The following is a 23,696-nucleotide window of genomic DNA, read 5'->3' as shown; positions in this document are numbered from 1 at the left end:
CTCGGTGCCGCCTACGCCCCGTCGTCGACACCGCCGTCCTGGAGCACCGTCGGCATGCGAGCGGCTCCAGGTCCCGGTGGACCCGCCGCTCGTCACGGGCGTACCGGGTCAGTCGGTGTCGAATCCGAAGACCTCGTCCTCCCCGAACAGCCTGGGGTCGTCATCCGGGCAGAGGAGGTCGTCCGGCCCGGAGACGGCCAGCAGCCCGCTCGGCACACGCAGGGTCCCGGTCCGGCGCGGCTCCACGACGGTCATCACGGGGTGGTACCCGTCGGTCACCCGTGTCCCGGGCCGGAACAGCGCCGACTCGGGTCGTCCAGCAGCCGCAGGTCCAGCTCGTCGGTGCGGCGGCCCTGGTCGTCGTAGGCCCACAGGCCGACGTAGTGGTCCCGCCGGGAGACCAGCCGGACCTCCAGCGGAACCTCCCGCCCCGGTATCCGGTACACCACGACGTACGGCAGCCCCGCGACGTCCTGCTCCCGCGCCGCCTCGGCGGTCAGCGGCCGCCACGGCGCGCGGGCCTCCAGATCCCATGCCAGCGCGTACGCCACCTCGACGACCGTCCCCGGTCCCCGGTCCCTGATCCCCACCCATACGTCCACCGCCCGCTCTGTCCGTACCTGATCAACACAGTAGCCACCCCCACTGACAAGGCCGATGCCACTGAACCGATCCGTCATCAGGGTGAACTCGTACGCGGTCCGCGTACGCGCCGGCAGTGGGACCACGATTCTTGACGGATGATCACCACCCCCTTACTCCGCACGGCAGCGGTCCTGGCGGCTCTTCTCCCACTGGTGGCCGCCGCCCCGGTCAACGGCCCGGACACCTCGTGGAACACCACGGAGAAGTGCGTCCAGACGGACTGGGACAACCGCCGCATCCCCACCCGCATCGGCAACTCCGAGCTGGGATGGCAGCACTTCTCCCGCCCGCACGGCATCACCAGCTGCAAGCTCATCAACGCCGCGCTCGACGGCAAGCCCGACAAGTCCTCCGATCAGCAGCGGAACCTCGAATACTGGGGGTCGGCCATCAGGAACGGCCGCCAGGTCGACTTCGTGGTCAAGGTCCGCTACGCCAAGAAGACCGACGACGACGCGTACGAAGCACCCGGCGCGAAGGGGAAGGTCGGCGTCATCACCGCCTACTGCAGGGGAGTGCAGAAATGCCCGACGTGGGTCAACTGACCTGTTCCGGCGCATGCCTCGCCCGTACGCAGAGCGCCGTCGCCTCCGCCCTCCGCCACTACACGGACACGCCCATCGCCAAGCCGTACTACATCCGCGGGTGCATTCCCGAACCGGACGGAGCCGGGGTGATCGTCGCCCTGTGGACCGGTCCGACGGCGCGGGAGAAGTGGAACCTCTTCCTGCTCGTGCCCCTGGTGTCCGACGGCCTGGCCGTCCCGGCGCAGCAGGTCGTGGCGTGCCTGATGCGGCTGAGCCGCGGGACGCACCTGTTCGGTTCCGTCGGCCGGCGATTCGACGGCAAGCCCCTCCTCGACGGCAGCCGACTCGTCGAGGGCGAAGGCAGGCCCTGCGAGTGCAGCGCCGCTCCGGAATCCCGAGCGCCGCACGGGTTCTACTTCGAGCGCCCCGGCGAACTGAAGCAATACCCCTGACCTCAGGGCCCCAGGGCCCCAGAGCGGCCTACGGTGATCCATTCGTCAGCAGGAGGAAGAAAACACCGTCCCGGTAGGCGAGAGTGGCGGTATCGGACTCGCCGCCGTCGAAGTAGGCCAGGTCGGGGCAGGGCTTCGCGGTGTAGTACTCGGTTGACGGCAGGAAATCAGGCCTGACGGCGGCGAACGACCAACCGTGCAGAAACGGCTGTTCTGCGGTCCCTCGGCTGGAGGAGGGGCCGCTGCCGGTTCCGAAAGCCTCATGCAGGAAGGCCCCGATCGTTTCTACCGCGCGCTCCTCTCCGAGATGGCCGTGATGCGGACTGAACGCCTCGCACAGCATCCACCGAAGACGGGCCAGGAAACCCGCTTCGTCCATCGGTTCCAGGACGAGGTGGAGATCTTCGGGCACCAGCCAGGGGGCCGCGTCCGTGGAGTTCGCCAACGAGGGGTCCGGCGTCTGCCACGGGACCTCGTGGAACATCCACCAGTCGCGTTCCTGATCCGCGTCAAGCATCATCTCGTGGAACAGTCGGTCGCGGACGAAAGCGCTGAGCACCTCTTGGTGGTTTTCGCGGGTGACCGGGGTCTGGGTGCGCACCTTCAGCAGAAAGGTATTGCTGTTCATGACTTTGTCCACGGCCGTCAAGAACGCATTGACCCCAGGACGGTTCAGGTCTGCGAGCAAGGACTGCACTCTCCTGCCCTCCCTCATTCCCCATACCCCGCAGGTCCAGATAGGCAACACGTCATGTGTTCGGCGACCGGCGTAACCCGTCTCTACGGTGACCGTATCATCGCCACCTTCCGGGGCCGGAGGCGGAGTACGGCCCCGGGGGCCCTGCCCTGACCCGTCATTCTCCTCGAATTGGCAACCGTTGTGCAGCGGTGGTGCCCACCCCCTCGGCGGCACATGATGGAGATGGCGTCTGAACTTCGGCACCACGGGACAGCTGAGGAGAGCTGTTGCTCCGCTGGGATTCTGTCTGCGCATAGCGGACTTCGACAATTTCCGCATGCACGGCAAGTTCTTCGAGGGAATTACGGACCCCGACGTCGCGGACCAGCTTCAGTCCGCATGCTTCAGGATTGCGCAGCCGCTCGATCCCGGGCAGTAATGCGCGGGTGAGTGCTGCGCACCGTGCACGGGTGTCGAGAAGGTCTCTGGCAGCGCCTTCGCCCGCCCTTCTTTCTTTCCTTCCTTCCTTCCTCTCTTCTGTTGGTCCGTTCGCGCGCCTGCGTGGTCCTTCCGGGCTGTTCGCCCGCCCGTACGGATCACGCCGGGGAGCCGACGGCGGTTGCGCGTGGTCGGCTGGGCTCGGCTGGTCGCGGTTCCCTGACGGCCGGCCGTAGACCGCAGAAGAGGAGTCCCCGATGTCCCGTCGGCATGTTCCGGCCGTCCTCGGCCTCGTGGCGGGCGCGCTGGTGGCGGTTCCCGCCCCGGCCGCTCACGCCGCCACGGTGCAGGTGCGCTGCTCGGTGCCCGATCTCGTCGCGGCGGTCAACGCCGCGAACAGCTCACCAGGCCCGGACACGCTCCAGCTGGCCCGCAAGTGCACGTACACGCTGACGGCGCCGGACAGCGCCAACCCCGGCAACGGGCTGCCGGTGATCAGCAGCGAGATCACCATCGACGGACGCGGGGCCACGATCAGGCGGGACGGGGGCAGGGAGGGGCACGGGGACGGGCACGGGCACGGGGACGGGGACGGGGACGGGGACGGGCACGGGGACAGGCACGGGGACAGGGACGGACACGGGCGTACGACACCGAAGTTCCGGATCCTCTTCGTCGACCGGACGGGCAACCTCACCCTCACCCACACGACGATCAGCGGCGGCTTCGCCACGGACTGCCCCGCCTTCCCCGACCCTCCGGGCCTGGCCTGCGGCGGCGGCATCTCCAACGCCGGGACGATGACCGTGACCCACAGCAGGATCACCGGCAACACGTCCCGGTCCGACGTGTTCGCCCAGGGCGGCGGTATCGACAACCCCGGCACCGGACGGGTGAGCGACACCGAGGTGACCGGGAACCACGTCATCTACAGCGGCACCGAGCCCGGCAGCGGCGCCGCGGGCGCCGCCATCGCCAACGACGGCCCGCTCACGGTCACCGACTCCCGGCTCAGCGGGAACACCGCGACCGTCACCAAGGACACCGAGAGCTTCGCCTTCGGGGCCGGCATCATCAGCTTCGCCGAGACGACCGTCGAGAACACGGTCATCAGCAAGAACCGTTCCTTCGCCCCGGGCGGGTTCGCGCGCGCCGCCGTCTCCAACGGCGTCCCGGCGCCCGGCAGGATGACCGTCACCGGCGGTTCCATCACGGACAACACCTCGGACGCCCCGCACGGTGTCGCCCAGGGCGGCGGCATCGCGAACAACGCCCTGATGACCGTCAGCGGCGTGAAGATCAGCGGGAACCGGGCCGTCGCCAAGGACGGCACCGCGCGCGGTGGCGGCGTCCGCGTCGGCCCCTTCGGCACGCTCGACCTGACCGACAGCCACATCACCGGCAACACCGTCGACGCACCGGGCGGCACGGCTCAGGGCGGCGGCCTCGACAACCCCGACGGCGGCACCATGACGGCCCGGCGCAACAAGGTCCTCCACAACACGGTCACCGCGAAGGGCGGCACCGCGCAGGGCGGCGGCCTCTACCACGCCGGGGGACCCGAGGGGCTGGGCAGCACCACGCTGGAGCGCAACACCATCACCCACAACCGGGCGGGCGACGGCGGCGGCATCTTCACGGCGTCGTCCGGCGTCCTCACCCTGAACGGCGACGTCGTCCGCGACAACCACCCGAACAACTGCAGCCCGTCCGGCACGATCCCGGGCTGCACCGGCTGACGCCAGCGGCGGGCGCGGTTCCACCAGCCGATGCCCTCCAGCGCCAGCACCTCCCGCTCCAGGGCCCGGCCGCCCCGCCGCTCCCGGTGACGGCCCAGCAGATGTGAAGGGCCGCCCAGGCCAGGGCGGCCCTGCCCCATATCTGGTGGAGCTGACCGCTGACCGATGACGGCAACGCGGGTGGTGGGTAGGGTTCGGACCGAGCCGAGCCGCAGTGGTTCCTGCTGCCGACCGGCGGGGCCTCGCAGGAGTACCTGGCTTGGGCGGTGCGGGAGACCAGCGCGCGGTAGGCGCCGGATCTGGCCGGAGTTGGTCCCCGCTCTGCCGGAAAGTGGTGGAACACTCCAAGACCGGCTCATGATCATTGTCGTTGGAGGGGACTCTCACCGGGTCCCCGCTGTCGCAGACTTACGGGACGTGGCGGCCCGACCCCGGTTCGCCGCGTCCGTCCAGTTCCCAGTCGACCCACCCAAGGACTGCCATCGTGAGCGAGCGCGTTCTCATCCCCCGCAACCGGGGTTTCCTCTTCCTCGACTCCCACCCGGCGGGCTGCGAGCGGATGGTGGCCGACATGTGGCAGGCCTGCCCGGACGCGGAGCCCGCCCCTGCCGGTGCCCCGGACGGCGCCGGGCCGGTGGCTCTGATCATCGGTTCCTCGGCCGGCTACGGCCTGGCGGCCACGCTCGCCGGGCTCAAGCGGGCCGGCATCCGCGGCGTCATGGTGTCCTTCGAGAAGGCCCCCACCGGTCGGCGTACCGGCACGGCCGGCTGGTACCGGACCGCCGCCACCGCCGACATCGCCCGCGCCGAAGGGCGGGATCTGGTCTTCCTCAACGGCGACGCGTTCTCCGACGCGATGAAGGACCAGGTCGCCGACCTCGTCGAGCAGCGTTTCGGCGGCCGTCTGGACTACCTGATCTACTCGGTGGCCGCGCCCCGGCGCACCGACCCGGAGTCCGGTGCCACGTACGCCTCCGTCCTCAAGCCGATCGGAGGGGCGAACCGCACCAAGACCCTCGTCTTCGACGACCAGGGCGTTCCCGAGGTCCGCGAGGTCGAGACCGGGCCGGCCGAGGGCGACGACGTCGAGCAGACCGTGGCCGTGATGGGCGGCGCGGACTGGGAGCGCTGGATCGACCACCTCGACGGCCGGGGCCTGCTCGGCGAAGGCTTCGCCACCGCCGCGCTGTCGTACATCGGCTCGCCCCTGACGGCGGCGATCTACCGGCAGGGCACCATCGGCGCGGCCAAGGCCCACCTGGAGGCCACCGCCCGCACCCTCAGCGAGCGGCTCGCCAAGACCGTGGGCGGGCGGGCCGTGACCTCCGTCAACGGCGCCGCCGTCACCCAGTCCTCCACCGCCATCCCCGGCATCGCCCTGTACACCGGCCTGCTGCGCGGCGTCCTCGGCGAGGCCGTGGTCCCGCCGGTGCACCAGCTCGCCGCGCTGTGGGACCAGCTCACCGGCGCCGCACCGCTCGCGCTGGACGACGAGGACCGGATCCGGCTGGACGACTGGGAACTCACCGACGAGGTCCAGGCGGCCGTCGCCGAACGCTGGGCGGCCGCCACGACCGACACCATCGCCGGTCTCGCCGACCTCGACTGGTTCCGCGCCGAAGTCCAGCGCCTGTACGGATTCTCCGTACCGGGCATCGACTACACCGCCGCGGTCGCCACCGACGTCCCCTGGCCCGGCCACACCTCCTGACCCCGGCACCGGAGCAGGTCAGACGCCGGCGAGGTCGCGCAGCATGACGGCGTAGACCGGCGAGTCGGCGAAGGGCTGGTTCTGTCCGATCTTCCGGTATCCCCACCCCTCGTACATGGCCTGCAGGCGGGGCCGCTTCGTGTCCACGGTCAGCACCGCGCAGGACTCGGGCCGGTCTTCGAGGAGGGCATCGTGCAGGCGCGGGCCGAGGCCGGCCTTCCGCCACTTCGGGCGGACCATCAGCTCCGAGACGTGGAAGGTGGCCGGGTCGGCCGGCGGCGTACCGAGGTGCCCTCGCCACCACTGGCGCCCCTCGCCCGCCGGAGCCCCGTACGAGAAGCCGACCGGCGCGTCCCCGTCCCACGCGATCACGCACGTGAACCCCGGGTTGCCACCCCAGTGGTCCACGAACCACGGGAAGCGCTGGACGAATTCCTCGCCCATGCGGTCCTCGTACGCGTCGGCGTGCACGTCCAGCAGCGTCTGCCGTATCGCGGGCAGATCGTCGTGGACGTGCCGGGTCAGGGTGATGTCGCTGCTCAAGGCGTGCTCCATTCGGTGCGGTAGCGGTCGGCCCACTCGCGGGCGGCACGGTCGGTGGGGGCGAGGGTGAACAGGTCGCGGTGGAAGTCGCCGATCTGGGTCCGCATCCGGCCCGGGATCGGGTCCCCGGCCATCAGCGCGAACGCGCCACTGCTCGTCGCGCACGCCTGTTCGACGTCGCCCTGACGGAGCTGCGCGTGCGCGAGCCGGACCGTCGTCATCGCCCTGTTCCGGCGCAGCGCCACGGGCAGCGCGGCGAGCGCGCGGTGCGACGCGGCTTCGGCGTGGGCGGGCTCGCCGCGAAGGTCGTGCACGATCGCGGTGAGCGCGGCGAGCTCCGCCGACCCGTAGAAGCCGATCCACGGCGGCCGCGGTCTCTCCTCGGCCCGCGCGAGCGCGTCCTGGGCATGGCCGAGGGACCTGAGCGCGGGTTGCCGGTCGCCCCGCGAGGCGTACCCGATCGCCGTACGGGCATGGGCGAGCGAGGCGAACAGCGGGTCGCGGCGGGCGGTCGTGGTCGCCTGCGCGGCCTGCGACGCGGCGATCCCCTCGGAGAACTGGCCGCGCTGGTGCGCGAGCATGGCCGTGCAGTTCCAGACCCGCAGCTGGGCCATGGGGTCCTGCGCCATGCCCGCCAGGCGCAGCGCCTGATCGAGATGGGCCTGGGCGCGGTCGCCCTGGCGGGCGTCGATGCACGACCAGGCGGCCGAGGCCGTGTAGTGCGAGGCCAGCGAGAACAGGCGCTGCCGCACCGTCTGGGAGGCCGCCCGCTGCTGCAACGCGATGGCCTCGGCGGCCCCGGCCAGTGCCGCCCGTTCCAACGAGCCGTGCCCGCCCCGCGTCTGGTCGAGCGCGGTCAGTGCGGCCATCCCGTCCCGCAGCCGGATCACGTCCGCGGTGCTGACCGACCGGCGGCCGGAAGGGACGACGGCAGCGGCAGCCGCGCCGGCGGTCAGGGAGCAGAAGGTGCGGCGTAGCACGGGGTCCTCCGGCGATGAGGGTGGTGCGGGTGGTGCAGGTGGTGCGGGTGAGGCGAACCCCAGGTCGGCGAGGGGGCATCCGAACACCCGCTCCAGCGCCACCCGCGTCCGGCCGATCGGGCGCGTGGTCTGCCCGTTCAGGAGGTTCCGCACGCTCCGCGCGGACATGTTGCCGGGTCTCCCGGTGATCGAATGCAGCGCGGCGTTCAGCTGACCTGCCAACTCGTCCTGGGTCAGGCCCAGGTCCGCCATCCGCGCGCGGAGTACGGCGTTCTCTGCCATGGCACCGACCGTACGGCCACGATCACGGTCCGATCCAGACGGTCCGTAAAGTCTTCCGGTTGCCCGCGACCCCGGCCCCGGCAACTCTTCCTGTCCCGTCCCGCCCCCACGGTCGTTGACTGGTCATCAGCACCACAGCTCCCCAGGAGGGCCGGTGAGCACCATGACCGACCGCTGCCCCTACTCCGTCGGCGACCACGTCACCGGCACCTCCTACGTTCCGCCGGAGGACCGGGGCCACGAGCAGCCCGAAGCCATCACCGGCCGGATCGTGCAGATCGGAGCGGGCTGGGCCGGAGTCGACGCCGACCGGGCCTTCGTCTGGATCCGCCTCGCCTGCGGCCGCGAGCGCAAGGCACTCATGAAGGACATCGACGTCGTACCGGCCAGGCGCGGCGTGGACGGTGAGGCCGCGCACCGGCGGGACGCGCAGGGGGCGGTCGCGCCTACGGCCGAGGCCTGCGACGACACACCGGTAGTGGCGCAGCCGCTCTCTCCATGATCAACATATAGCGCAGAGGGGGGCTTGCGGCAAGACCCCGGTTGTGACGCAGAATCGCCCACCTGACCCGGAAACACCAGGCCGGGCCGCTCCACAACCACCGAACGAGAGTGACGAAATGCGCGTGCTGTTGATGAGTTACGGGTCGCGCGGCGACATCGCACCCCTGGCGGCGCTCACGCTGCGGCTCCGGGAACTCGGCGCGGAAGTACGGGTGTGCGCACCCCCGGACGAGGAGTTCGCGGCGCTGCTGACCGGTGTCGGCGCCGAGGTGGTGCCGTTCGGCCGGGCGGTGCGCGCGCTGGTGACCGGGCCGCCGCCGTCGGACGTGGCCGGCTTCGCCGCCGAGCTGGTCGCAGCGCACTTCGAGACGGTCGGCAAGGCGGCCGAGGGCTGCGACGTCCTGATGGCGAGCGGCCTCATGCCGGCCGGCGCGCGGTCGGTGGCCGAGAAGCTGGGCATCCCGTACGTGTACGCCTGCTTCCACCCGTTCGAAATGCCGTCGGTGCACTACCCGGCGCCGCCACGGCCGGGCCCGCCGGCCCCGGCTGGCATGACCGGCCACCGCGCACTGTGGGACTTCGACGTCCAGAAGGTGAACGCGCTGTACCTGGCGCCGCTCAACACCCACCGGGAGTCGATCGGTCTGCCGCCGCTGGACAACGTCCGCGACCACGTCTTCGGCGACCGGCCGTGGCTGGCGGCGGATCCGGTGCTCGGCCCGTGGCAGGAGCTGCCGGACCTCGACCTCGTACAGACCGGCGCGTGGATCCTGCCGGACGAACGCCCGCTGCCGGACGATCTGCTGGCGTTCCTCGACGCCGGCACCCCGCCGGTGTACGTGGGCTTCGGCAGCATGCCGATGCGCGCGGCGAAGGACGCGGCCAAGGTGTCCGTCGAGGCGGTCCGCGCGCAGGGCCGTCGCGTACTGGTCTCCCGCGGCTGGGCCGATCTGGGTCTGGTCGACGACGCGGACGACTGCTTCGCCGTGGGCGACGTCAGCCACCAGGCACTGTTCCGCCGGGTGGCCGCCGTCGTGCACCACGGCGGCGCGGGCACGACGACGACGGCCGCCCTGGCCGGTGCGCCCCAGGTGGTGGTCCCCCAGTTCGTGGACCAGCCGTACTGGGCCCGCCAGGTCGCCGAGCTGGGCATCGGCGCGGAGCACGAAGGCCCGACCCCGACCGTCGAGTCCCTTTCGGCCGCCCTCAGGACGGCCCTGACCCCCGCGACCCGCGACCGGGCGGCGGCCGTGGCCGGCACGATCCGCACCGACGGCGCGACGGTGGCCGCGAAGCTGCTGCTCGACACGGCCGGTTGAGGAACCTGGCGGCCCGCCACCCGAGGGTGGCGGGCCGCTGCCCGGCTACCGTTGGCCCGCATGACCCACACCGACATCGAGATCACGGCGGAGCTGGTACGCGACCTGCTGCGCGACCAGCACCCCGACCTGGCCGGTCACCCCATACGGCTCGGCGCGCGGGGCTGGGACAACCAGCTGTGGCGGCTCGGCGACGACCTCGCCGTCCGGTTGCCCTGGGCGACGGACTCCGCGGACGCGCTCCTGCGCAAGGAACACACCTGGCTGCCCGCCCTCGCCCCGCACCTCCCGCTGCCGGTCCCCTTACCGCAGCGCCTCGGTGAGCCCTCCGAGCGGTTTCCGCGGCCCTGGATCGTCACCACCTGGGTGCGGGGCGAGCCCGCCGACCGCGCCCCCGTCACACGCGCCGCGGAGGCGGCCGACACCTTGGCCACCTTCCTGACGGCCCTTCACCGACCCGCCCCCACCGGGGCGCCCGCCGGACGTGGCCGCGGCGGGCCGCTGGCCGGCTACGCCGAAGGGTTCGCCGAGCGCCTCGCCTCGGCCACCGGGCTGGGGCTGATCCCCGACCCGGACGCCGTCCGCGCGGTCTGGGAGGACGCGGCCGCCGCGCCCGACTGGGCGGGCCCGGCCCTGTGGCTTCACGGCGACCTGCACCCGGCCAACGTCCTCACCGCCGACGGCACCCTCTGCGGCGTCATTGACTTCGGCGACCTCTTCGCGGGCGATCCGGCCTGCGACCTCGCCGCCGCCTGGGTGCTGCTGCCGGACGGCGCCGCCGACCGCTTCCACGGGGCCTACCGGCCCACCCCGGACGCCGCGACCTTGCGCCGCGCCCGCGGATGGGCCGTGCTGCGCGCCCTCTCCGGCATCCTCATCGGACACGCCGGCGTCCACGGCCGCCCCGGCGGCAAGGCCACCTGGGGCCCGCCCGGCCACGCCACACTGCGACGCCTCATCGCGACGGCCGGCCGCTGATCCATGAACGTGGCCCGAGCGTGATCCGGGCGGCCGGCCTTCGCGCCCACTCGGCTCAGCCGGTGTGGAGGATCCGGAAGCGGTCCGGTTCCGCCGGGTCCCGGTCGACGACCTGTACCGGCGCCGACGTCCACTGCCAGACGTTGATGCCGGGCGTACGGGAGAACCGGATCTTGCCCCGGGTGCCTTCGACCGCGACGAGCGGCCAGGACGCGGCGGTGCCCGCCCGGTCCGTGCCGTGGGAGCGCAGGACCTCGGCGAGGACGGTGATCGTGTCGTAGCCCTCGAAGGCGACGAAGGAAGGCGCCGCGTCCAGGTGTTCGCGCAGCGCCGCCCCGACGCGCGTGCCGAGGGGGCCGAGGCGCTCGGGCAGGTAGCGCAGGAACGGGACCGCGGCGCCGTCCGCGCCCAGCGCCGCCGCCCACTCGGCGAACTCCGGCTGCCCGGCCGGAGCACCGATCGTGACCCTGGCCAGGCGCGGGTCGCGCCGTACGGACCGGACGATCGGCGCGGCCGGATCCGGGAGGCCGACCAGCAGCAGGAGGGCCGTCGCACCCTCGTCGACGAGGGCGTCGCACACGGCCGCCGGGGTGAGCGCGTTCATGTCGAGTTCGACGAGGGTGGCGCCGCGCGGGGCGAGGCGGTCCCGCAGGATGCGGGTCCCGGCAGCCCAGTAGATGCTCGACTGGGCCGCGACGGCGATACGACGGTGTCCGGCGCCGAGCAGGAAGTCCGCGTAGACCTGCCAGCCGCGGGACTGCGGCGGGGCGAGGCGCGCGATGCGTTCCGTAGGCTGTTCGGTGAGCGCGTCGAGGACCGCCGACGAGCAGAGGAACGGCAGGCCCAGGGCGTCGGCCCTGGTGGCAGCGGCGCGGGCGACGACGCTGTGGTACTCGCCCGCCAGGGCGGCCACCCCCGCCCCGGCGAGCTCGTCCACGGCCGCCGTGGCCCGCTCCGGGTCGGCCGCCGTGTCCCGGACGACCAGTTCGAGCGGTCTCCCGCCGATCCCGCCGGTGTCGTTGACGTCCCGGACGGCCAGCTCGAGTCCGGCGAGCAGATGCCGGCCCGCCTCGACCCAGCCGGGCCGCGTCAGCGGAACGAGAGCGCCGATCCGGACGGACGGCCCGTCAGTGCGCTCCGCTCCGGGCTGCGATGGTGATGTGCTGGTGTTCATGGGTCGGCGTCTCCGAGTGACGGTGTGTGCGGCGAGCTGGCAGGGAAGTGCTCAGCCCGGGATGAGCGCGTCCCACTGCTCCCGGGTCGGGCCGTCGTGCCGCGGATCGAAGTCCGGGTGGGCGGCCAGCCAGGCGGTGACGTGCCGGTCCACCTCGTCGGTGGCGTAGGCCTCGGATGCGGGCCGCACGAGGTGGCGCACCTGGGCCCGGGCCCTCATGACGACGGGGTCGTCGAAGGCGCACGCGGCCACGGCGGCGGCCCGCCGGTCCGGGGACGGTGGCGAACTGTCGGCGAGGCGCTGCTCGTTGGCGCGGTCGGCCGTGACCTGGGCGTCGAACCACGGACGGAGGTTCTGGGCCGTCCACGTGTGGTACCCGGTGGGGTCCGCGGCGATCTCGTCGGCACGGGCGGCGAGGTGCTGGGCGGCGCGCAGGCCGAGCGCCACGCCGTGGCCCAGGGTGGGATTGGTGTGGATGAGGCTGTCCCCGGCGTTGACCAGGCCGGTGACGACGGGCCCGTCCTCGTCGGCGAAGGAGGTCCAGCGGTTGTCCAGGCCGGCCATCGCCAGCACCGGCGACCGCGGTTCGGGGTCCAGGCCGAGCCAGGCCGCGGCGGCGGGGAAGCGGCGGGCGGCGGCCTCGAACACGGCGGGGTCGGTGAGCGCGCCGCGGGTCGGATCGCCCGTGGAGAGTACGAGGTGCAGCGCGAAGGTGTCGTTGTCGGACGGGAAGACCCCGGCGAGCGCGAACGGCGAGGCCGAGCCGGTCTTCACCCGCCCGGGGTCACGCGGGCCGCCGGCGCGCAGGCGGTACCAGCGGCACAGGTACGCGATCCCCGCGCGGTGGCTGTCGACCACGGGCGGGCGGCAGCCGGCCGCGCTCACCCAGGCGGGAACCGGCGAGCGACGGCCGGCCGCGTCCACGACGAGGTCCGCCCGGTACGTCCGCGCGCCCACCCGCACGCCGGTCACCCGGGCAGGGCCGCCCTCCCCGAAGGCGAAGTCGAGGGCGTCCACCCGGCACCCGCGCCGCACGTCCACGGCCCCTTCCCGCCGCACGGCCGCGGCCAGGGCCGCCTCCAGCACGATGCGACGGGTGCGCAGGGTCACCAGGTCCTCGTCACCGTCCAGGTGCGGCGGATGCTCGTCGAACCAGTCGAAGTCGTGGTACTCGCGGGCTCCGCGCGCCAGCAGGTCCGCGTAGACGTCAGGGGCCTCGGCGCGCAGCACGGTGCGCACGGGCGCGAGGAACGAGTGGGGCTGGACGGCCTGCGGTATCCGGGGCCTGTGCCAGTGGAAGAAGTCCCGCTCCGGGTCGTCCCCGGCCTCCCGCGCCTCCTGCTCGAACAACGTGACCGTATGGCTCCGCCGCCCCAGCATGAGCGCCGTCCCCAACCCGCTGATACCCCCACCGACCACCGCAACCCGCGCCACCGCATCCCCTTCGCGTCGTGTTGCAGAACGATCTTACTGCCCTGTGAGCTCGGCGATCTTCGGCCGGCAACCGGCCGCGGCGGACACCGGAGCGCCTGCTCGGCGCCGTCCTCGCGCTGCGCACCGCGGCCGCCCACCCCGACCAGGTGGCCGCCGTCGCCGGATTCCACCCCGGCGCCCTGGTCACCGACGCCCCCGACGGCCCCGCACCTCCTGGCCACCGACCTCACCGCGCGCATGCCGGAGGTGTTGCGCCGCGACAGCGTCGACATGATGCGCATCACTCTCCGGGTGCCTGGCGCCGGGCGCGGGCGATCATGGCCGGTATGGACACTCGTTTCCTCGGTATCCCCGATCTGGCCGAAGTCCCGTCCGTGGCGGTCGTGGTCGACGTCATGCGCGCCTACACCGTGGCCGCCTGGGCCTTCGCCCGGGGGGCGGAGAAGATCGTTCTCGCCGAGTCGCTGGACGAGGCCCTGGCGCTCAAGGCCCGCCACCCGCACTGGGCGGCGCTCAAGGACGGTCCGCCCGCGCCCGGGTTCGACCTGGTCAACTCGCCGGGCCTGCTGCGCTCCGTCGACCTCGCCGGCCGGACCGTCGTACAGAAGACCACGGCAGGGACGGTCGGCGCCCTCGCGGTCAAGGACGCTTCCCTGGTGCTGTGCGCCGGCTTCGTGGTCGCGGAGGCGACGGCCCGGCTCCTGCGGACGCGCGACAACGACAGCGTCACGTTCGTGGTCACCGGCGAGGACGGGCGGGCCGACGAAGACCTGGCGTGCGCCCAGTACATCGCCCGCAGGGCCACCGGGGAGCGGACGGATCCCGCCGGGTTCCTCCACCGCGCCGCCACGTCGCGCGCCGCCACCGAACTGGCGGAGGGCGTGCGTCAAGGAGCCCATCCCGACGACATCGCGCTCTGCCTCGAGCTCGACCGCTTCCCCTTCGCCATGGTGGCGACCTGGGAAGACTCGCTCATGGTCCTGCGCCCGTACACCCCGCCGCCCGCGCCGACCGAGGACGCCCCGGTCTGACCGGCGGGGCGGCCGGGCTCCCCGCTCCTCCCCGCTCGCCCCCGCCCCCGCCCCGGCCGTGCCCGGTCAGAAGACGGACTTCGCCCGGGCGGCGTCGGCTATCGAGAGCGACAGTCCCTCGGTCAGCCATCGGTGAGCCACCGTCATGTTCAGCACGCGCCCGCCGGTGACGGTGCCGACCAGGCCCCAATAGCGTTCCAGGCGGGGGTCGAAGCCGGACGACCTCGACACCAGCCCGTGCAGGTGTGCACGGAAGGCGGGGGTGTCCGACTCCCGCCGGGCCCGTGCGTGGGCGGACACGAACGCGTTCACCGCATCCCCGGAGCCCGGCGGCAGACCCTGGACCACAGCGGCGGCCGTCAGGGCGGCAGCCTCGTCGATCTGCGCGTAGAAGGCCGGGCCGTCCCTCATCTCCTCGTCGTGGTCCTGGGTCCAGCGGGTGAAACTGGGCGTGGAGACGAGTACGTGGAGCTGGGCGTAGGCCAGGGCCGTGGTGGCATCCGGGTCCCGGGGCGGCTCGGGCGCCAGCATGGCGATCATGATGTCCAGCCGGTGCCCGGGCATGGTCCCGGACAGCTCGCGGTACCAGTGGTCGGTGAGGGCGCGGTGCGCCTGCGGGAGCCGCTGGACGCGGGAGAGGATCTCCAGCCGCTCGAGCCGTTCCTCGCCCGGACAGTCGTTCAGGGACTCGAGTGTGGCCTGGCGCCACCGCAGCTCGGTCAGTCGTTCCTGCACCGCTTCGAGCTCGGTCGCCACCAGTTCGCCGAGGGAGCACTCGCCGGTGACCACCTGGGTGATGGTCGCGATCGGAGTGTCCATCGCCCGTAGGCGTCTGATGAGACGGATCCGCTCCCACGCCTCGGGGCCGTAGCGCCGATGGCCACCGGCGCTACGGGCGGCGACGGGCAGCAGACCGCTGTCGGAGTAGTAGCGGAGCGTCTTCACAGGGACCCCGGTTCCGTCCGCGAGCTCACCGATGCTCCATGTGTCTTGCGTCATAACCTCTTGAACCTCCAGCGCACGGGAGGTCCTAGCGTATTGAGCACTGACCGAGTCGGTCCGCACGGTCCCCCCCCACGTCCCAGGCCTCGTGCGGCCGCGCCCGGCTTCGTCCGACCCAGCCCGACCCCGTCCGACCAAGAACGGTGGGTACGCATGTCCGCGACCACGACACCACCCCGTCCATCCCGAAGAGGCAGCCTCCGCGCGGCGCTCCTCCCCCTGCTCTGCGCGGTGGGCCTGCTCACGGCCACCGCGGCACCCGCGACCGGCGCACAGCCCGGCTCGCCGGACGCCGCGGGGCAGAGCGGCAGCGTCGTACGGACCGACCACGGCCTCGTACGCGGCGTGTCCCACGGCTCGTACACCACCTTCGACGGCATCCCCTACGCCGCGCCGCCGACCGGACCGCTGCGCTGGCGCGCCCCGGCCCCCGCCGCCCCGTGGCCCGGTGTCCGGGAGGCGACGGCGCCGGCCCAGCGCTGCGTGCAGATGCCGGCACCGAACGCGCCCGGGGTCGTCGGGTCGGAGGACTGCCTCTACCTCAACGTCACGACGCCGACGGCGAAGCCGCGCGGGAAGAAGCGGCCCGTGCTGGTGTGGATGCACGGCGGTGCGTTCCTGGGCGGTTCGGGCGGCGACTACAGCACCGAACGACTGGCGGTGCGGGGTGACACGGTCGTCGTCACCGTCAACTACCGGCTGGGGATCTTCGGTTACTTCGGCCACCCCGGGCTTGGCTCCGCCCCACCGTTCGGCCTGGCGGACCAGCAGGCCGCGCTGCGCTGGGTGCGGGCGAACGCGGAGCGCTTCGGCGGTGATCCGGGCAGCGTCACCCTGTTCGGCGAGTCCGCGGGCGCCCTCAGCATCTGTGCGCACCTCACCTCACCGACGGCCGCCGGACTCTTCCAGCGCGCCGTGCTCCAGAGCGGCTCCTGCCTCATGTCCTTCCCCCGCGGCGCCCTCGGCCCCGGCACACCGGAGTACAAGCCCTTCGCCTCGCAGAGCGACGTCCAGGCGTCCGGTGCGGATGCCGCCCGGCAGCTGGGCTGCGCGGAGGGCGGCGACGAGGCACTGGCATGCCTGCGTGGGCAGAGCACCGACCGCCTCGCCACCGCGCAGCTGATGCAGTCCTTCAACCGGCCCGCCTACGGCAACCCGCTGCTGCCCGTGGCGCCGGACCAGGCGTTGGCCTCGGGACGCTTCCACCGCGTGCCCGTCATCCAGGGCACCAACCACGACGAGATGCGGATGTTCGTCGGCCTGACGCTCGGCGTGTTCCCGATCCGCACCGAGGACGACTACCGCGCCCGTCTGACGGACGCCTTCGGGCCCGCGGCCCCGGCCGTCGAGGCGCAGTACCCGGCAGCGGACCACCCCACGCCCGCGCTGGCCTGGGCCGCGGTACTGACCGACCGGTCCCTCACGTGCACCACCTTGGCGGCCAGCCGGGCCATCGCGGCCCGCGCCCCCGGCCTGCCCCTCTACGGCTACGAGTTCAACGATCAGGACGCTCCCGTCCTCGCAGGCCTGCCGCCGAACCCGGGCTTCCCCTACGGGGCGGCGCACGGCTTCGAGATGCCGTTCCTGTTCTCCTCCTTCCCCACCGAGCGACCGCTGACCGACGCCCAGCGCGCCCTGTCCGACCGGATGGTCGACTACTGGACGAACTTCGCGCGCACCGGCAACCCGAACACCCCCGACGCCCCGCGCTGGCCCCTCCTGCGCCCCGCGTCCCCCCTCGCGCCGCAGACGGTGCAGTCGCTGGCCCCCGGACCAGGCGCGATCCACCCCGTCGACGCGGCTTCCGCCCACCACTGCTCGTTCTGGGACCGCCTGCCCCAGTGACGGCGGGGAGAGGCCCACACAGAGGGGGGCCTGCCACGGGCAGGCCCCCCTCGCGCTGTCAGTGCCCGCCCTTAGGCTGCCGCACATGATCGAATGGATGGACGAATCCTTCCCCGGCCATGAGGTGAACATCGTTTTCGCCCGCGGCACTTCCCGTGACGCGCTCACGGAGCGGCTGGCCGCCCTGCGGCGGGTGCCCCTGGCCTCCGGCGAGTCCGGCGGGTGGGCGTGGGCGGTGCACGACATGGCCAACTGGGAGATCGGGGACTACGACCCGGTCGACTACCGCAGCGTCTGCCCGGCGGGCACGGAACTCGTGGTGTTCGTGACCGAGCCGTGCAGCGCGAAGGCGCACGGGCCGCAGTTCGAGTACTACCGGGACGGCCGGACGGTGCTCGCCTTCAGCTTCGAGGACGTCGGCTCGCGGGTCGGTGACGACCCCGACCACCTCTCGCCCGAACTCCTGGCCGCCGGCCTGATCGGCCCGGACGCGTACTGCCCGCTGGAGGACGAGGACGACGAGCACGACTGCTTCGAGGAGCACTTCTACGACGACCAGAACCTCATCATCAAGACGGTCGCCGGCTACTTCGCCCTGCCCTCACCACCGCTGAAGGCGGAACTGACGCAGGCGCCGGGGGTGGTGGCCCCGTGATCCGGCTCGCCCCGAACACCTTCCTCACCTTCGGCCGCGGCCTGCCCCGGGCCACCCTCGCCGACTCCCTCTCGGCGACGGGACACCCCGTCCTCGACTCCGGCACGGAGGGCGACTGGGCCTGGGTGAGGCAGGAGGCCTACAGCGCCGGGCAGGGGAGCGGCGGCTGGGCGGTCGCCGCCTCGCTCACCAGGCGGGCAGTCGGTGTGGAGACGGCGTTCGTGGCCACCACGCCCCCGTGCGCGTGCCCGCACGGGCAGAACTACATGGTGCCGCACTGCCCCGACCACCCGTTCCAGTTCGCGTACTGCCGAGACGGCTTCGAGGAGCTCTACCTCAACCTCGGCGGGCGCCGCGAATCACGGCGCGCCGGATCCCTGGCCGACGTGGTGGTACGGGAACTGCTGGACGCCAAGATCGTCGGCCGGGACACCACCCGCTACGACGCCGACCCCACCTTCAACGCCGACGGCTCCCACACCCTGCGCATCCTCGCCGCCCACTTCGGCCTGCCGCTGGACCTCACCTGACGGCCGCACCCACTGGTACCGGTCCGGCGAGGACTCCGCGTCGACGGACAGGCACGCAGGAAGAATGAATTGAACGTGTTCAGCCCTGCTGGCAGAATGGATCCACGCCGCCGGCCGGGCCCGGCGCACGCGTTCATTTCGCCGTGCCACGAGGGGGGTCGGCCGTGGAGCAGACGAAGCGGTCGTACGGCCGGATGCTGCTGGTCTCGGTGCTGGTGGGGTGCCTGGAGGTCGCGCTCGCCGTCGTCGTGGTCCTCCTGTACGTCCGGACGCAGCCGCCACCGGACACCCCCGTCGACCCCACCGCCCTGGCGGCAGGCCTGCTCTCTTTCGGCCTGCTCGTCGGCGTGATCGCGTTCCTGCTGTCCCTGGTCTTCGTGCTGCCCGCCGTGGCGCTGGCCGATCTGCTCGGCCGCAGGATCGGCGGCCGCGAGGCGTGGTGGTGGGTCCCCCTGACAACGGCGGCTCTGGTGGCACCGCCGACCGCGGCCTTCGCGGCGTACAACCGCGTGGAGGTGCGGCCCGCGCTCGTCTTCTGGGCGGTGGCCACGCTCGCGCTCTCGGTGGGCGGCCTGGTCGCCCGTCCCCGGCGCCCGGCACTGGTCCGGCACGTCGCCTCCCGGGGCACGGCGGTGGTGGCGGGAACGGGCCTCCTCGGCGCACTCGGGCTCGCCACCGGCCTGCTGCCCGCGTACGAGCCCCCGGCGATCGGTCCGGCGACCATGGCCGGCACCTGGGTCGACCACACGGGCGGAACGCTGGCCTTCACGTCCGACGGCCGGGTCACGGCCTCCGGCGTCGGCGAGCACGCCCCCGACGACCACCCCAGCGGCCCGTCACGGCAGTGCACGGGCTCCGGCACCTGGTCGTACGAGCCCGGGCGGGACGTCTGGACCCAGGAGGTCAGCGTCCACGTCCCAGGGTGTTCCTGGCCGGCCTGGGGCGTCGGCGGCACCGACCGGAAGCCCCGGATCCACCAGTACGTCGGGCACCCGGGTTCCGGGAAGCGCTACGAGCTGCGGAAAGCCGCCGACGGGCCCTGACCGCGCGGGGGCTGTGGGGGCGCCGACCGGACGGCGGACGGATTCAGGCGACTGCGGTGGTGTTGAGGAGCGCCAGACCTGCTGGGCTGACGCTGTGCCGGACGTGCTTGTGGTCGCGGGTGAGTTCGGTGAGGCCGGCGTGACGCAGGACGGTCGCGTGCTCGCTCGCGCTGGCGAGGGAGACCTTCGTGCGCGTGGCGAGCTCGGTGGTCGTGCACAGGGCATGGTCGGCGATCGCGCTCAGGATGGTGGCCCTCGTACGGCCGAGCAGGGCGACCAGGGGCTGGGGCACGGCGGCGCTGCCGTGCGGACCGCGTGCCGCCGACGCCGGCGCCGGCGCCGCCCAGATGGTGCTCGCGGCGGCGAGGTCGTGCAACGCGGGGTAGACCAGCAGGATTTCCCGGCCGCCCGGGCGGTCGAAGTGTCCGAGCAGGGCCGATTCGGCGTGCAGGTGACGGTGGATCCGGTCCCAGTAGGGGGCGACGGCCACGTCGTGGCAGTCCGCCTCAACGCCGAAGCGGCCGCCCGGTCGAGGACCACCGCGCCGGACAGGCCCTAGCCCGGGTAGGTGATCGAGCCCAGCGGCGGGCAGGGGATGAGCACGCTGCCGGCGCCGGGGCGTTCGACGAAGGCCCGGGCCTCGGCGGCCCGCAGGCGCCGGGAATCCAGCTCGTCGGCGTGCCAGGCGTCGCGCGTGGCGCGGGGGTCGTCCCACGAGTCGTCGATGAGACCGAGGCTGGTGTTTCCGGAGCTGCGCTGGATGTCCAGCTTCCAGGCGGCCTGTCGGAGTGCGGTCTGGGTCGCGGCGAGGTCGATGCGGGTGATCAGGATGCCGAGGGTGTTCGGTTCGCGGGTCGGCATGGGGGCCTGCGGGAGCAGTGACACCCCGGTGTCGAGGCGGCCGATGTTGTCGACGGCCGCGTTCTGGGCGTCCTGCGACATGAGCTGCATTTCCTGGTGCAGCCAGAAGAACTCGTCGAGGTCGGCCTGGGTGATGCGCATCCGCTGGTACAGGGATCGGAAGCGGGGATCGTGGTGCAGCGGGCGTATGGGGGCGACGTGGAGCGCCACGCAGTCGTTGTATCCGGCTGCGACCGCGGCGTCGAGGTGGTGGACGGCCTGGTCCGTCTGTCCCTGTGCGCAGGCCAGGCCGCCGAGGCTCGCGTGGCCCGCGGCGACGAGCCACGTACCGTCGGGGCCGAGCGCCGTGGCGCGCGCGACGACGTCGTGGAAGCCCGCGGTGCCCTCCGCGGCGGAACCACCGCTCAGGAGCGCCACCAGCAGTTCGTGAACACGGACGGCCAGTGAGTTGACGGTGTCGGCCATGGATCTCCTCGGACCTCGGTGGTGAAGAGCGAACGGGTGTTGATCCTCCGTCAACCCCCGTGGACATGACGGGCGGACGAGGTGATCGGTTCCCTGCCCGGCAGCGGCCCGGCCTACCGCTCCAGGCGGGACGTGTCGGGTGCGCGGGCGCCGGCCGCTTCCGTGAACGTGTCGTTCAGCGTCCGGAGGAGGGAGTCGGGCAGCGTGATCCGCGTGGCGGCGGCGTTCTCGCCGAGATGGGTGCGCCGACGGATGCCCGGCAGCGGGAAGACGTCAGCTCCCTGGGCGAGGAGCCAGGCCAGCACCAGTTGGGAGGGGGTGCAGCCGGCGGCGGATGCGAGGGTACGGACCCGCGCGGCCCGTCCGAGGTTGGCGGTGAGGTTGTCGCCGAGGAAGCGGGGCTGGTTCCGCCGGATGTCCTCCTCGGCGAGTTCCTCGATCGTGTTCAGGGTGCCGGTGAGCAGCCCGCGCCCGAGGGGGGCGTACGCCACCAGGGCGACCCCCAGCTCCCGTGCGGCCGGGAGGATCTCTCTCTCCAGGCCGCGGGTGAACGGCGAGTACTCGCTCTGCAGGGCGCGGATCGGCGCCTGCGCGCACGCCCGCCGCAGGGTTGCCGCGCTGACCTCCGACAGTCCCAGGTGGAGGACCTTCCCCTCGGTGACCAGGTCGTGCATCGCCCCGACGGTTTCCTCGATCGGGACGTCCGGATCGCGCCGGTGCAGGTACAGCAGGTCGACGTGGTCGGTCCCCAGCCGCCGCAGGGAGGCCTCGCACGCCCGCCGCGCGTATCCGGCGGACGAGTCGACACGGCGGGCTTTCGGGTCCGGGCCGCGCACGACGCCGAACTTCGTGGCGAGGAACACCTCGTCGCGGCGTCCGGCGACGGCGCGGCCCACGAGCTCCTCGTTGGTGTGCGGGCCGTACATGTCGGCGGTGTCGAGGAAGTTCATGCCCGTGTCGAGGGCCTGGCGGATGGTGGCGGTCGACTCCCTCTCGTCGGAGGGCCCGTAGAACTCGGACATGCCCATGCAGCCCAGCCCGAGTGCGGACACCCACGGTCCTCCTCGCCCCAACTGCCGCTTGACCACCCTCTGCTCCGTTCCCACGCTTCCCGGGGTCTTCGACAGCCTAGGCAGTCCACCGGTGCGGCAGGAGGCCCGTTTCCGCCTTTCCACCGCCCGCGAGGCCGCCGTAGCGTCGAAAGCCGCCGGCCGTCCTGCTCCGGCGTGAGGAGGCGTGGGCCCGATGGCGGATCTCGTGCACGGCTGGGACAAGCGGTCCGTGTCCGATCCGGCGCTCTACGTCCTGCGCTACGACGCCGACCACGACGCACTCGCCCGCCGAGTGCGCACCCAGCTCACCACGGGTCCGGGCTTCGCGGTCGTCACCGGCGTGCCGGTGCACGCACTGCCCACGGAACAGGTGCGGGACACGGCGTTGGCGATGATGCGGCCCCTGGGCCGCCCGCTGCCCCAGGGGACCGGATCCGACGAGGCCCTGGCATGGCTGGTACGCGACGAAGGCGTCTCCGCCCACACCGACGAGCGCAGGTTCAGCGAGTCGGCGTACACCTCGAAATCGCGCGGCTACCTCCACCTCCACAACGACGCCGCCGTCTCCCCCTTCGGCCACGAGCCCGACTACGTGTCCCTGCTCGTCCACCGCACCGCCCGTACCGGCGGCGCCACCGTCCTCGTGGACGCCCTCACCGTCCACCGGGTCCTGGCCCACGACCACCCCCACCACCTGGCTCTCCTGCACACCCCGTTCGCGTTCGACCGCCGGCACGTCGCCCCGCCGGGCCGGCCCCCCGTGGTCTGGGGCCCTCCTTTCGCGCACCGCGACGGTCACCTGCGGGCGCGCTGCAACACCGTCCGCATGCGCGGCGCGTACGACCTCCTCGACGAACCCCTCCCCGCGGACCGCGGGGCCGCGATCGACGCCCTCGAAGCGGTCCTCCACCGGCCCGAACTCGCCCTCACCCTCGAACTGGCGGAAGGCGACTGCCTGATCGTCGACGACCACCGCATCCTGCACGGCCGCACCGCCTACGAGGACCCCGAGGACGACCCCGCCCGCCGCCGCTGCCTCGTACGCGTCATGGCACAGGCCGCATAGCCGCCCCCACCCCGGTACCGGAGGGGAAACGGGCCGGCCGGAGCCACGGCTCGACGACCGGGCGCGGTGGTGGGACGCGCCACCCGGAAGTGCCCGGTCACCCCGTTCCTTCATGCAGGAAGACCAGGACGTGTGGTTTCCTGAGCCGCCTCGCACTGTAGCGATGCGACTACACGAAGTGAAGGGAATGTTGTCGTGAGCGTTCTGGACATCAAGCTGGACCGGTCGTTCGACGTCTTCGACTCGGACGGCGACGGACGGCTCCAGAAGTCGGACGTCATCGCTCTCTCGGACAAGCTCGCCGAGTCGCTCGGTCTCGCCCCGGACGCCGTGGCCGGGCTCCGGGGCTCGCTGGCGGACCTCTGGGACACCGTCTTCCAGAAGATGGACAGGAACGACGACGGCGGCGTCGACCGGCAGGAGTTCCGGGCGTCGTTCCGGGCGCGGATCGTCACCGACCAGAACCGGATCTGGGAACGGATCAGGAACATGAGCAACGCCTGGACCGAGCTCGGCGACCACGACGGCGACGGCATGCTGAGCCGCGAGGAGTACACCTCCCTGCTGCACGGCATGTTCCGCCTGCCCCACGTGACCTGCGACGACGCGTTCAACCGGCTGGACGCCGACGGTGACGGGCAGCTGAGCCGTGACGAGATCAGCTCCGCGATGAAGGAGTACTACACGAGCGAGAACCACTCGGCCCGCGGAAACCACTTCTTCGGCCGGCTCTGAGAGGCG

At 72.6% G+C, this 23,696-nt stretch carries 25 protein-coding genes; 14 read left to right on the top strand and 11 right to left on the bottom strand.

Annotated features, from left to right (window positions below; genetic code table 11):
* Positions 1-108: 108 nt before the first annotated feature.
* The gene (locus OOK31_RS35990; RefSeq protein ID WP_267091642.1) at positions 109-255 is read right to left on the bottom strand and encodes a hypothetical protein; all 147 of its coding nucleotides are present in this window, start codon (positions 253-255) and stop codon (positions 109-111) included.
* Between the two features lie 20 nt (positions 256-275).
* Positions 276-602 (bottom strand): hypothetical protein, encoded by a 327-nt coding sequence (locus tag OOK31_RS35985; protein WP_267091641.1) that lies wholly within the window; start codon positions 600-602, stop codon positions 276-278.
* Between the two features lie 138 nt (positions 603-740).
* Here OOK31_RS35985 and OOK31_RS35980 point away from each other — a divergent pair, with 138 nt between their 5' ends.
* Together OOK31_RS35980 and OOK31_RS35975 are read left to right on the top strand one after the other, a co-directional pair.
* A complete protein-coding gene (locus OOK31_RS35980; protein ID WP_267091640.1) occupies positions 741-1,190 on the top strand; it encodes a hypothetical protein in 450 nt (149 codons plus the stop codon).
* Positions 1,169-1,624 carry a hypothetical protein gene (locus tag OOK31_RS35975; protein ID WP_267091639.1) on the top strand — a complete coding sequence of 152 codons (456 nt, stop codon included), beginning with the start codon at positions 1,169-1,171 and terminating at the stop codon, positions 1,622-1,624. The genes OOK31_RS35980 and OOK31_RS35975 overlap by 22 nt, the downstream gene beginning before the upstream one ends.
* A 28-nt stretch (positions 1,625-1,652) precedes the next feature.
* On the opposite strand, the gene OOK31_RS35970 is transcribed toward OOK31_RS35975, so the two are convergent.
* Complete coding sequence (locus OOK31_RS35970) at positions 1,653-2,312, bottom strand: hypothetical protein (protein WP_267091638.1); 660 nt, start codon at positions 2,310-2,312, stop codon at positions 1,653-1,655.
* A gap of 686 nt (positions 2,313-2,998) precedes the next feature.
* Between OOK31_RS35970 and OOK31_RS35965 the strand changes: the two genes are divergently transcribed.
* Both OOK31_RS35965 and fabV read left to right on the top strand, forming a co-directional pair.
* Positions 2,999-4,480: a hypothetical protein gene (locus tag OOK31_RS35965; protein WP_267091637.1), complete on the top strand. Its 1,482-nt coding sequence runs from the start codon at positions 2,999-3,001 to the stop codon at positions 4,478-4,480.
* Positions 4,481-4,964: 484 nt separating this feature from the next.
* Positions 4,965-6,191 carry an enoyl-[acyl-carrier-protein] reductase FabV gene (fabV, locus tag OOK31_RS35960; protein ID WP_267091636.1) on the top strand — a complete coding sequence of 409 codons (1,227 nt, stop codon included), beginning with the start codon at positions 4,965-4,967 and terminating at the stop codon, positions 6,189-6,191.
* Positions 6,192-6,209: 18 nt separating this feature from the next.
* Here fabV and OOK31_RS35955 read toward each other — a convergent pair whose 3' ends face one another.
* Positions 6,210-6,746, bottom strand: coding sequence for a GNAT family N-acetyltransferase (locus OOK31_RS35955; RefSeq protein WP_267091635.1), 537 nt, complete (start codon positions 6,744-6,746; stop codon positions 6,210-6,212).
* Positions 6,731-7,996, bottom strand: coding sequence for an XRE family transcriptional regulator (locus OOK31_RS35950; protein ID WP_267091634.1), 1,266 nt, complete (start codon positions 7,994-7,996; stop codon positions 6,731-6,733). Before OOK31_RS35950 ends, OOK31_RS35955 begins: the two co-directional genes overlap by 16 nt.
* 154 nt (positions 7,997-8,150) lie before the next feature.
* Between OOK31_RS35950 and OOK31_RS35945 the strand changes: the two genes are divergently transcribed.
* The 3 genes from OOK31_RS35945 (at position 8,151) to OOK31_RS35935 (ending at position 10,797) form a co-directional block, all read left to right on the top strand.
* Entirely contained in the window at positions 8,151-8,498 is a 348-nt protein-coding gene (locus OOK31_RS35945) for a hypothetical protein (protein WP_267091633.1), read from the top strand.
* Positions 8,499-8,616: 118 nt separating this feature from the next.
* Positions 8,617-9,819 carry a glycosyltransferase gene (locus OOK31_RS35940; protein ID WP_267091632.1) on the top strand — a complete coding sequence of 401 codons (1,203 nt, stop codon included), beginning with the start codon at positions 8,617-8,619 and terminating at the stop codon, positions 9,817-9,819.
* 60 nt (positions 9,820-9,879) lie between these two features.
* On the top strand, positions 9,880-10,797 hold the full coding sequence (locus tag OOK31_RS35935) for an aminoglycoside phosphotransferase family protein (protein WP_267091631.1): 918 nt from the start codon (positions 9,880-9,882) through the stop codon (positions 10,795-10,797).
* Between the two features lie 55 nt (positions 10,798-10,852).
* Here the strand turns inward: OOK31_RS35935 and OOK31_RS35930 are convergent, their stop codons facing one another.
* Both OOK31_RS35930 and OOK31_RS35925 read right to left on the bottom strand, forming a co-directional pair.
* On the bottom strand, positions 10,853-11,971 hold the full coding sequence (locus OOK31_RS35930; protein WP_267091630.1) for an ABC transporter substrate-binding protein: 1,119 nt from the start codon (positions 11,969-11,971) through the stop codon (positions 10,853-10,855).
* Between the two features lie 51 nt (positions 11,972-12,022).
* Positions 12,023-13,405: an FAD-dependent oxidoreductase gene (locus tag OOK31_RS35925; RefSeq protein ID WP_267091629.1), complete on the bottom strand. Its 1,383-nt coding sequence runs from the start codon at positions 13,403-13,405 to the stop codon at positions 12,023-12,025.
* A gap of 326 nt (positions 13,406-13,731) precedes the next feature.
* Here OOK31_RS35925 and OOK31_RS35920 point away from each other — a divergent pair, with 326 nt between their 5' ends.
* Positions 13,732-14,436: a 2-phosphosulfolactate phosphatase gene (locus OOK31_RS35920; protein WP_323188296.1), complete on the top strand. Its 705-nt coding sequence runs from the start codon at positions 13,732-13,734 to the stop codon at positions 14,434-14,436.
* A gap of 66 nt (positions 14,437-14,502) precedes the next feature.
* Here the strand turns inward: OOK31_RS35920 and OOK31_RS35915 are convergent, their stop codons facing one another.
* Positions 14,503-15,435, bottom strand: a complete 933-nt coding sequence (locus tag OOK31_RS35915; protein WP_267091627.1) for a MerR family transcriptional regulator — start codon at positions 15,433-15,435, stop codon at positions 14,503-14,505.
* Positions 15,436-15,591: 156 nt separating this feature from the next.
* Here OOK31_RS35915 and OOK31_RS35910 point away from each other — a divergent pair, with 156 nt between their 5' ends.
* The 4 genes from OOK31_RS35910 to OOK31_RS35895 all read left to right on the top strand — a co-directional run bounded on the left by OOK31_RS35910 (position 15,592) and on the right by OOK31_RS35895 (position 19,511).
* Positions 15,592-17,283: a carboxylesterase/lipase family protein gene (locus OOK31_RS35910; protein WP_267091626.1), complete on the top strand. Its 1,692-nt coding sequence runs from the start codon at positions 15,592-15,594 to the stop codon at positions 17,281-17,283.
* An 85-nt stretch (positions 17,284-17,368) separates the two neighbouring features.
* Positions 17,369-17,938 (top strand): hypothetical protein, encoded by a 570-nt coding sequence (locus OOK31_RS35905; protein ID WP_267091625.1) that lies wholly within the window; start codon positions 17,369-17,371, stop codon positions 17,936-17,938.
* A complete protein-coding gene (locus OOK31_RS35900; RefSeq protein ID WP_267091624.1) occupies positions 17,935-18,468 on the top strand; it encodes a hypothetical protein in 534 nt (177 codons plus the stop codon). Before OOK31_RS35905 ends, OOK31_RS35900 begins: the two co-directional genes overlap by 4 nt.
* 164 nt (positions 18,469-18,632) lie before the next feature.
* Positions 18,633-19,511, top strand: a complete 879-nt coding sequence (locus tag OOK31_RS35895; protein WP_267091623.1) for a hypothetical protein — start codon at positions 18,633-18,635, stop codon at positions 19,509-19,511.
* A 43-nt stretch (positions 19,512-19,554) separates the two neighbouring features.
* Here the strand turns inward: OOK31_RS35895 and OOK31_RS35890 are convergent, their stop codons facing one another.
* The 3 genes from OOK31_RS35890 to OOK31_RS35880 all read right to left on the bottom strand — a co-directional run bounded on the left by OOK31_RS35890 (position 19,555) and on the right by OOK31_RS35880 (position 21,889).
* Positions 19,555-20,001 (bottom strand): helix-turn-helix transcriptional regulator, encoded by a 447-nt coding sequence (locus OOK31_RS35890; RefSeq protein ID WP_267091622.1) that lies wholly within the window; start codon positions 19,999-20,001, stop codon positions 19,555-19,557.
* A 65-nt stretch (positions 20,002-20,066) separates the two neighbouring features.
* Positions 20,067-20,837, bottom strand: a complete 771-nt coding sequence (locus OOK31_RS35885) for a hypothetical protein (protein ID WP_267091621.1) — start codon at positions 20,835-20,837, stop codon at positions 20,067-20,069.
* Between the two features lie 113 nt (positions 20,838-20,950).
* Entirely contained in the window at positions 20,951-21,889 is a 939-nt protein-coding gene (locus OOK31_RS35880; protein ID WP_267091620.1) for an aldo/keto reductase, read from the bottom strand.
* A 193-nt stretch (positions 21,890-22,082) separates the two neighbouring features.
* On the opposite strand from OOK31_RS35880, the gene OOK31_RS35875 reads away from it, so the two are divergent.
* Both OOK31_RS35875 and OOK31_RS35870 read left to right on the top strand, forming a co-directional pair.
* Positions 22,083-22,955 carry a TauD/TfdA family dioxygenase gene (locus tag OOK31_RS35875; RefSeq protein WP_267091619.1) on the top strand — a complete coding sequence of 291 codons (873 nt, stop codon included), beginning with the start codon at positions 22,083-22,085 and terminating at the stop codon, positions 22,953-22,955.
* A gap of 195 nt (positions 22,956-23,150) precedes the next feature.
* On the top strand, positions 23,151-23,690 hold the full coding sequence (locus OOK31_RS35870) for an EF-hand domain-containing protein (protein ID WP_267091618.1): 540 nt from the start codon (positions 23,151-23,153) through the stop codon (positions 23,688-23,690).
* The last annotated feature ends 6 nt before the right edge of the window (positions 23,691-23,696 follow it).

The sequence above is a fragment of the Streptomyces sp. NBC_00249 genome, from assembly GCF_026342355.1.
Lineage (GTDB): Bacteria > Actinomycetota > Actinomycetes > Streptomycetales > Streptomycetaceae > Streptomyces.
This window is presented reverse-complemented; position numbering and strand designations above follow the sequence as displayed.